The sequence below is a fragment of the Pseudoneobacillus rhizolycopersici genome (genome assembly GCF_054786815.1).
The window spans coordinates 1-4,962 of record NZ_JBTOOE010000052.1 but is presented as its reverse complement, the minus strand read 5'-3'; the positions used below and the strand labels follow the sequence as shown (position 1 = coordinate 4,962).

Annotated in this window: 6 protein-coding genes and 1 pseudogene; 4 read left to right on the top strand and 3 right to left on the bottom strand. The window is 37.0% G+C overall.

The features are described 5' to 3' along the window. Nucleotides 1-277 precede the first annotated feature (277 nt). Complete coding sequence (locus ACX9YW_RS22725) at nucleotides 278-838, top strand: Uma2 family endonuclease (protein ID WP_460350960.1); 561 nt, start codon at nucleotides 278-280, stop codon at nucleotides 836-838. Between the two features lie 208 nt (nucleotides 839-1,046). On the opposite strand, the gene ACX9YW_RS22720 is transcribed toward ACX9YW_RS22725, so the two are convergent. Next, on the bottom strand, nucleotides 1,047-1,556 hold the full coding sequence (locus ACX9YW_RS22720) for a DoxX family protein (RefSeq protein WP_460350958.1): 510 nt from the start codon (nucleotides 1,554-1,556) through the stop codon (nucleotides 1,047-1,049). A 399-nt stretch (nucleotides 1,557-1,955) separates the two neighbouring features. On the opposite strand from ACX9YW_RS22720, the gene ACX9YW_RS22715 reads away from it, so the two are divergent. Both ACX9YW_RS22715 and ACX9YW_RS22710 read left to right on the top strand, forming a co-directional pair. After that, nucleotides 1,956-2,234 (top strand): hypothetical protein, encoded by a 279-nt coding sequence (locus tag ACX9YW_RS22715; RefSeq protein WP_460350956.1) that lies wholly within the window; start codon nucleotides 1,956-1,958, stop codon nucleotides 2,232-2,234. 197 nt (nucleotides 2,235-2,431) lie between these two features. After that, on the top strand, nucleotides 2,432-2,845 hold the full coding sequence (locus tag ACX9YW_RS22710; protein ID WP_460350954.1) for a GNAT family N-acetyltransferase: 414 nt from the start codon (nucleotides 2,432-2,434) through the stop codon (nucleotides 2,843-2,845). 114 nt (nucleotides 2,846-2,959) lie between these two features. Here the strand turns inward: ACX9YW_RS22710 and ACX9YW_RS22705 are convergent, their stop codons facing one another. Further along, nucleotides 2,960-3,598 (bottom strand): hypothetical protein, encoded by a 639-nt coding sequence (locus ACX9YW_RS22705; RefSeq protein ID WP_460350952.1) that lies wholly within the window; start codon nucleotides 3,596-3,598, stop codon nucleotides 2,960-2,962. Between the two features lie 277 nt (nucleotides 3,599-3,875). Between ACX9YW_RS22705 and ACX9YW_RS22700 the strand changes: the two genes are divergently transcribed. Continuing rightward, a complete protein-coding gene (locus ACX9YW_RS22700; RefSeq protein WP_460350950.1) occupies nucleotides 3,876-4,463 on the top strand; it encodes a GNAT family N-acetyltransferase in 588 nt (195 codons plus the stop codon). 227 nt (nucleotides 4,464-4,690) lie between these two features. Here the strand turns inward: ACX9YW_RS22700 and ACX9YW_RS22695 are convergent. Further along, a pseudogene (locus tag ACX9YW_RS22695) lies at nucleotides 4,691-4,962 on the bottom strand (Crp/Fnr family transcriptional regulator); the annotation flags it as partial.

The following is a 4,962-nucleotide window of genomic DNA, read 5'->3' as shown; positions in this document are numbered from 1 at the left end:
ACCTTCACAAATCCGTAAAAACATTATGGCAAAACGTTGAACAACAAGTAAAATGAAAATAATAAACGAGAGCCTACTTCACAAAGTTACTGTTGTTGGCTGGTTCAGGGATAAAAGCCTCCTAGTAATCTTTGGAAGAGTCCTTAAGGCTTATTCTATCTATTTCGTAAACCGAGTGAAGTGCAAGAAACGTCCCTATACTTCTACCTTCCCAAATAGCAAGCATGGAAATAAAATGATAAAATATTATCAAAAGGATTAATTTAGGAGTGGTGTTATGAATCTATATCGAAGTGAGCGTATGTCCATAGAGGATTACTTCGAAATTCGTGAGAATACTGAAGAACTTCTAGAGTATATTGATGGGTTTATCTATATGTCCCCTTCTCCTTCCACAAAACATCAAAGAATTTCGGGTAAATTATTTATGAAATTTGCAAATTATCTTACGGGAAAGCCTTGCGAAGTTTTTCACGCTCCATTTGATATTGAATTAAAAAATGAGAAAATGAATGACTCTAAAATTGTCATTCCTGATTTAAGCATTATTTGTGACAAAACGGGATTTACCGATACTAGATATATCGGTGTACCGAACCTCATCGTAGAAATCCTCAGTCCATCCAATCAATCCCATGATTTAATAACCAAATTAAACCTTTATATGACGTATGGAGTACAGGAATACTGGGTTGTGAACCCCATGTTGAATACCATAACTGTATATGCCTTAAATGATGAAAAGATGTATATTCAATATGATGTAAAAACAGAAATCGGTCACATCACTTCTTTGTTTTTGAAGGGATTCACTGCTAATTTAGATGAAATTTTTTAAGTACAAAAACAGGGAAAGTTATCCAATTCGGAAATGATTATATTGATAACCGAAAGAAGAATGTAATATCGCACCCAATTTTACATGATGAAAGTTGTCGAAGGGACAAGTGGGAGAGGCGCCGTGTCCCAACTTTTTTTATGTGATCTTTCGATAGAAAAAAGAAAAGGGCTGATTCAATTGAACCAGCCCTTTTCGCAGCGTCACACTAAGCAAGTATTTTCTTACCCTTCACTTCTTTACGGGATCTCTTTTTGAAAAATGGAACCACATAACGGTCAAGTCCATAGATACCGGCATTGTATCCAGCCACCATAATCAGCATACCCATGATGATGTCAGTTGGGTTGTGGCTGACAGTTCCACTTAACATGAAACTGAAGTTCATTACGACCGCGAAGAAAGCAGCAGCAGTTGTTAAGCAACCAAGGATAAGACCTAAACCAACTAAGAATTCACCCCATGGAATTAACACATTAAACAAATCCGCATTTGGAATCGCGAAGCTTTCAAGGAAACTTACCCAACCACCATACACAATTCCATTTGGTCCGGTAACCGGATTGGCCACCGCACCTTTTAGGAATCCAGTAGCATCAAAGCCCCCGCCAGTAATTTTACCCCAACCAGCCGTTAACCAAGCATACCCTAAATAAATTCGTAAAACCGTAAACAACGCAGCAGCAATTTTATTATTTCTTAAAAAATTCACCAACATGTGAATCAACTTCCTCTCAATGGATAATTTGGATTAATTTATCATTACACTATCAATATACTGGAAAATATGTAAACAATGTGGGGAAAGTATCAACCTTCACAAATCCGTAAAAACATTATGTCTAAAAGTTGAACAACAAGTAAAAGGAGCTTATCCTCCCAATCTAAAGAAGCCTTAATGAAACATCTAACACGATCTGAACAGAACGAACTTTGGACAAATTTCTTACTACTGATAAAAAGAGCGATGTTAGGTCATTTGTGGGTTGTAGGAAAAATTACTTTCGTTTTTTAGATGTATTTCATCTATAATTTTTTTCATGTACCGGAGGAAGCATGATATCCGTCCTAATGCTATAAAATGAAGTAATTACGTCCGTGGAATTGGAGGGGTTAAATGAAACTCTATTTAATTATCAGCCAGGTTCTGTATACCATTTCGTTAATTCCTTGGCTTGCCATTTGGGGATTGTCGTTTATGAGCTTCGATAGTGGGTTTAATGTGTTTAATGTGTCATTTGTTCTTGCGATTACCTTGTATCCAGTTGCTATTATCATCTGCTCTATTTTATCGTGGGTGTTTAAAACGAGGAAGAGGCGGTTTGCTATCGTCATTAATTTAATTCCGTTGCTTTGGATCATAAGTTTCCTTGGATTTATTCTCATTTATGGGTGAGCCGTCCCATTCTGCGTTCCAAAAGTTAAAGTACTAAACAATTAAATGATGTTGGAGAAATGGACCTTGATATGGGAACTTGTATCCTATACTTAGGAGCCACGATAACGTTAAAGTCTATTCGATTTCATATATTAGTAAGTAAGTTGAAAACAAGCTTTCAATAAGGATGATTAAAGCTTAGGAAGGTGAGATAGGTGGAATATGAATTGGTAACTACACTAACCCACGCTCAACTGGAGCAATTAGAGAAATTGTATCAGGGGGAATGGTGGACGAAAGGAAGAGAATTTCAAGACATTAAGCGAATGGTTGAAAACTCGGACTTACTAATTGGCTTATGTGAGTCATCAACCAAAGAAATGATTGGCTTTGCTAGAGTGCTAACCGATTATGTGTATAAGGCTTTTATCTTTGATGTCATTGTAAAAGAAACCTATCGGGGAAGAGACTTGGGAAAAGCCCTCATGAATGCTATCATTCAAAATCCCTCACTCCAAGATGTAAGACACTTTGAATTATACTGTCGCCCAGAAATGGAATCGTTTTACGAAAAATTTGGATTTTCTAAAGAATTAGGTGAGCTTACTTTTATGAGGTTAATTAATTAACGGAAGCGAGGAATGTTTTGGTCTTAAGAGGGGGATGAACCATTTCTAGAGGTCCCTTCGTGAAAAAAGAAAGGGGCTGATTCAATTGAACCAACCCTTTTCATAGCGTCTTATTTAGTTTGATGACCCTTCTTGTTTATGCCTCCATAATCCGATCGCTATCAAGAGACAACCAAGACCGACAATAAATCCATGGGCTACTCGTAGTGGTTGGCCACCAAAGAATTGTGGGATAAATAAAGAAATTCCTAAAGCGAATGGAATCCCACTCCATTTATGGTAACTTCCTGACCTCCAAATTGTAATGGCAACAATAATGGAAGCAATAGCGAGAAGGAGAAGACCAATTAGAAACATAATAAGCCCTGGGCCAGAGCGTACAACATTTGCAAGACTAACTAAAGCGACATTCTGCTGTGCTATCGCCTCAAGCCCTATTGCCCGTAGACCGTAAGTTTCTCCTCCATAAAACGGTAAAGTTAGACCTATGCCTAATAGTAAAAATACCACCGCAGAAAATGACAGTGATTTTAAAGCAGTATTTTTTAATGAGTTATGAAGTCCGAGTAAGCCCAAATGTAGTAATGTAAAAGCCACGATTGCAAACGTATGAGCTACTAGCCATTCAGTGGAGGCAAAAGCATTGGCTCCTTCCAAGGAAGTTTCATCGGAAAAAGGACGAATGGCGGGATAAAGTACAAACAATATTCCTGATATTACAAAACAAATCGCACTAAATCGCATAAGAAACATAACTGACTTCCCCCTTGTTAAACTTAGGTATCACGTCGATTATTCCACGAATATATGCAACATTAGGGGAAATATTCTATATAAAATCAGGACGGTTCAATATTTAAACTTATTTTAATTGATAGCTATCCGGACCCTAATAGATACATAACTATCTATGTCTAACTTTTGGGTCGATCACACCTGTCCCTCGTATCCTAAAAAAAGGTATCAATGTAGATCTAATAGAATTATTGATAGAAACTATTGTAAAAGGGAGTTGTCATTCTTGGCAAATATGGATGAAAAACGTTTAATTATAAATTTATCTGGTAAATTAGTGTCTCTTGGGCCTTTAAGGAGCGATTTAGTATCTTTATATAATCGATGGAATAATGACTTCCAAACCACAAGAACCCTTGCTTCCACAAGACCTGTCATACTTGAAGAAGAAATTTCAGCGTTTGAACAAATAGCGCGAAATCGAGAAAATATTTTTTTTGCGATTTATGAAAAAGAAACATTACAACCAATAGGGAACACATTCTTATCAGATGTAGATTATAAAAATGGAATTGCGGAATTCAATATCGTTATTGGAGAAAAGGATCATCGTGGAAAGGGATATGGAACAGAAGTTTCCCAACTAGTCCTTGACTATGGTTTTAACATTATAGGACTACATAATATATTTTTAAGAGTTTATGAATTTAATCAAAATGCTATTCAAGCTTATAAAAAAGCAGGATTTGTAGAATGCGGTCGCAGAAGAGAGGCACATCATATTGGCGGCCGGAAATGGGATATTATTTTTATGGAGGCATTAGCGACTGAATTCGAAAGTCCATTGATCAAAAAGGAACTTTTCCCTGACGAGCTAAAATAAATGGAAGAATCTCCTTTGAGCAAAGATACGTAAAGGAAGCATGAGGTGCTTATGTCCAATCCTGTGAACTTCCCTGTTCTTTCGTGAGCCAACGAATCGAAAGAACTCCCATGCTTCAAATCGTGGATATAAAATGGAAGATGTTATAAAAAGATTATCGCTATGGTCCCTTCGCGAAAAAAGAAAAGGGCTGATTCAATTGAATCAACCCTTTTCAAAGTGTCACACTAAGCAGCTATTTTGTTACCCTTCACTTCTTTACGGAATCTCTTTTTGAAAAATGGAACCACATAACGATCAAGTCCAAATACTCCAGCATTGTATCCAGCCACCATAATCAGCATACCCATGATGATGTCAGTTGGGTTGTGGCTCACAGTTCCACTTAACATAAAGCTGAAATTCATCACGACTGCGAAGAAGGCAGCGGCAGTTGTTAAGCAACCAAGGATTAGACCTAAACCAACAAGGAATTCACCCCAAGGAATTAACACATTAA